This window comes from Dactylosporangium sp. NPDC000555 (assembly GCF_040300025.1).
GTDB lineage: Bacteria > Actinomycetota > Actinomycetes > Mycobacteriales > Micromonosporaceae > Dactylosporangium.
In genome coordinates, this window is the sequence record NZ_JBEPDB010000010.1 from 44,642 (window position 1) to 47,356 (window position 2,715).

Here is a 2,715-nt window from a genome sequence, read left to right on the forward strand (position 1 = left end):
CGAAGCGGAGGGGCCGGTCACTGGCTGGCTCAGTGTTCATGTCACGCAGCCGACGAGCGAAGCGAGGAGGAAGCGTGACCGGTCCGGAGCGAAGCGGAGGGGCCGGTCACTGGCTGGCTCAGTGTTCATGTCACGCAGCCGACGAGCGAAGCGAGGAGGAAGCGTGACCGGTCCGGAGCGAAGCGAGGAGGGCGTGACCGGTGCGGACTTCGAGGCGGCGCTGGCTGCCTTCGTCGGCCGGGTGCTGTCGCCGCGCACGCCGGCGCAGGACCCCGTCAACGGGCCGATGATCCGCCACTGGGCGGAGGCGATGGGCGACGAGAACCCGATCTTCACCGACGACGCCGCGGCGCGGAGCACCGGGCGGCCGGGCGTGGTCGCCCCCGCCGCGATGGTCCAGGCGTGGACGATGCGCGGATACGCGGCGCACCAGCGCCGGGTCGCCGGCACCGGCCCGCAGACCGAGGAGTCCCGCCTGCTGGCCCTGCTAGCCTCTGCCGGCTACACGGCCGTCGTGGCCACCGACTCCGAGTTCGCGTTCGCGCGCGAGCTCGTGCCCGGCGACCACATCGAGGTCGAGGAGTTCCTCGAGTCGGTGTCGCCGGAGAAGCGGACCGCACTCGGGCCAGGACGGTTCCTGCAGACGGTGCGCACCTACACCGACGCCTCCGGCGCGGTCGTCGCGACCCAGCGCTGGCGGACCCTGCGGTTCCGCCCCGGCGCCCCGGCCGAGCCGGAGCCGCCGCGCCCGCCGCGGCCGCGGCCGGCGCTGAACCCGGACAACCGGTTCTGGTTCGAGGCCGCCCGCGAGCGCCGGCTGCTGGTGCAGCGGTGCACGGCGTGCGGCACGCTGCGGCACCCGCCCGGGCCGTGCTGCCCGCACTGCCGGTCGTTCGCATGGGACACCGTGCAGGCCACCGGGCGCGGCACCGTCTACAGCTTCACCGTCGCGCACCATCCGCGGCATCCCGCCTTCGACTACCCGCTCGTGATCGCCGTGATCGCGCTGGAGGAGGGCACCCGCCTGATCGCGAACATCGTCGGTTCCGCGCCGGAGGACGTCCGGGTGGACGCCCCGGTGGCCCTGGAATGGGTCGAGCTCGACAGCGAGCTCACGCTCCCGGCCTTCCGCATCGTCACGGAGGAGACGCACTGATGGACTTCACGCTGGACGAGACGGCACAGGCGGCCAAGGAGCTGGCGGCGCGCATCTTCGCCGACTTCGCCGCCGGGCCCGAGGCGGCGGAGACGGACCTTCGCCTGCGTTCGGCCCTGGCGGAGGCGGGCCTGCTCGGCCTGCACCTGCCCGCCGAGCACGGCGGCGCCGGCCTCGGCCTGGCGGCGGCGACGGTCGTGCTCGAGGAGCAGGGCCGGGTGACCGCGGCGGCGCCGCTGTGGCCGCTGCTGACCGCGTCGTACGCGCTCGCCCACTTCGCCCCGGAGCCGGCCCGGCTGGCCTGGCTGGGCGCCGCCGACGGCGCGCCGCGGGTGACGGTCGCGCTGGAGGAGTTCGGGCCGGCGGACCCGTGGGCACCCGCGGCGGTGGCCGAGGCGGCCGGGGAAGGCTGGCGGCTGTCCGGGACGAAGACCGCGGTACCGCTCGGTGGCGCTGCCGCCGGGGCGGTGCTGGTCTCGGCGTCGGCCGGCGGCCGCCCAGGGCTGTTCCTCGTCGACGCCATGGCTCCGGGCCTGGCGTGGGAGCCGACGACCACCACCGATCTCACGCCCGCAGCGCACCTCGGCCTGCGCGACGTGCCGGCGACCCGCCTCGGCGACGGCGACGACGGTGCCGAGGCCGTGCTGGCCGCGGTCCTCGACGTCGCCGTGCTGGGCGTGTGCGCGACCCAGCTCGGTGTGATGCGAGGCGCGCTCGCGCTGGCCGCGTCGTACCTGTCGCAGCGGCACCAGTTCGGCCGCCCGCTGGCCACCTTCCAGGCCGTGCAGCACCAACTCGCCGACTGTTACATGGACATCGAGGCGACGGCGGTCACGCTGTGGCAGGCGGTCGCCGACGTCGACGAGCGCGCCGCGCGCCGCGCGACGTCGGTGCCGGTCGCGCAGTGGTGGTCCGCGCACGCCGGCCTGGACGTGGTCCACCGTACCCAGCACCTGCACGGCGGCATCGGCCTCGACCTCGACTTCCCGGCCCACCGGTTCTACCTGTGGGCGCGGCAGCTCGCCGGGACCCTCGGCGCCGACCACGACGTGCTGACCCGCCTGGGCGACCGGATCGCGTCCGACGAGTCCGGTTGGGTGGCCCGATGAGCCGGCCCAGCCACGTCACGCCCGGCGCCGAGCTGCCGCCGCTGACGGTGCCGCTCACCCGCGGATTCATCGTGGCCAGCGCGATCGCCAGCCGCGACTACCAGGACGTGCACCAGGACCCGGACGCGGCGCGGAACAGCGGTACCAAGGACGTCTTCATGAACATCCTCACCAGCAACGCGTTGGTCGAGCGGTTCGTCCGGGCCTGGGCCGGTCCCGGCGCCGAGCTGCGGGCGCTGCGGATCCGGCTCGGCGTGCCCAACCAGGCCGGCGACGTCATGGTGCTGCACGGCACGGTGGCCGAGGTCGGCGATGTCCACGCCGTCGTCGACGTCCGCGCCGAGAACTCCATCGGCGCGCACCTGACCGGCAGCGCGATGCTCGCCTGGCCGGACCGGAACCCGGAAAGGGGTGTGGCATGAGTGGTACGGAGCGCAGCGGAGTGGCCGC

Annotated in this window: 3 protein-coding genes; all 3 read left to right on the forward strand. The window is 74.8% G+C overall.

Annotated features, from left to right (window positions below; all coding sequences use genetic code 11):
- Positions 1 to 163: 163 nt before the first annotated feature.
- From ABT297_RS09125 to ABT297_RS09135, 3 genes are read left to right on the forward strand one after another with little or no spacing between them, the layout of a single operon-like run.
- A complete protein-coding gene (locus ABT297_RS09125; RefSeq protein WP_350546537.1) occupies positions 164 to 1,156 on the forward strand; it encodes a bifunctional MaoC family dehydratase N-terminal/OB-fold nucleic acid binding domain-containing protein in 993 nt (330 codons plus the stop codon).
- Positions 1,156 to 2,265, forward strand: a complete 1,110-nt coding sequence (locus ABT297_RS09130) for an acyl-CoA dehydrogenase family protein (protein WP_350546540.1) — start codon at positions 1,156 to 1,158, stop codon at positions 2,263 to 2,265. Before ABT297_RS09125 ends, ABT297_RS09130 begins: the two co-directional genes overlap by 1 nt.
- Positions 2,262 to 2,687: a hotdog family protein gene (locus tag ABT297_RS09135; RefSeq protein WP_350546543.1), complete on the forward strand. Its 426-nt coding sequence runs from the start codon at positions 2,262 to 2,264 to the stop codon at positions 2,685 to 2,687. The genes ABT297_RS09130 and ABT297_RS09135 overlap by 4 nt, the downstream gene beginning before the upstream one ends.
- Positions 2,688 to 2,715 lie beyond the last annotated feature (28 nt).

Excerpts from the sequence above, each read along its gene's own strand:
- ABT297_RS09135 (WP_350546543.1), top strand. The coding sequence starts at position 2,262 with ATGAGCCGGCCCAGCCACGTCACGCCCGGCGCCGAGCTGCCGCCGCTG.
- ABT297_RS09130 (WP_350546540.1), top strand. The coding sequence starts at position 1,156 with ATGGACTTCACGCTGGACGAGACGGCACAGGCGGCCAAGGAGCTGGCG.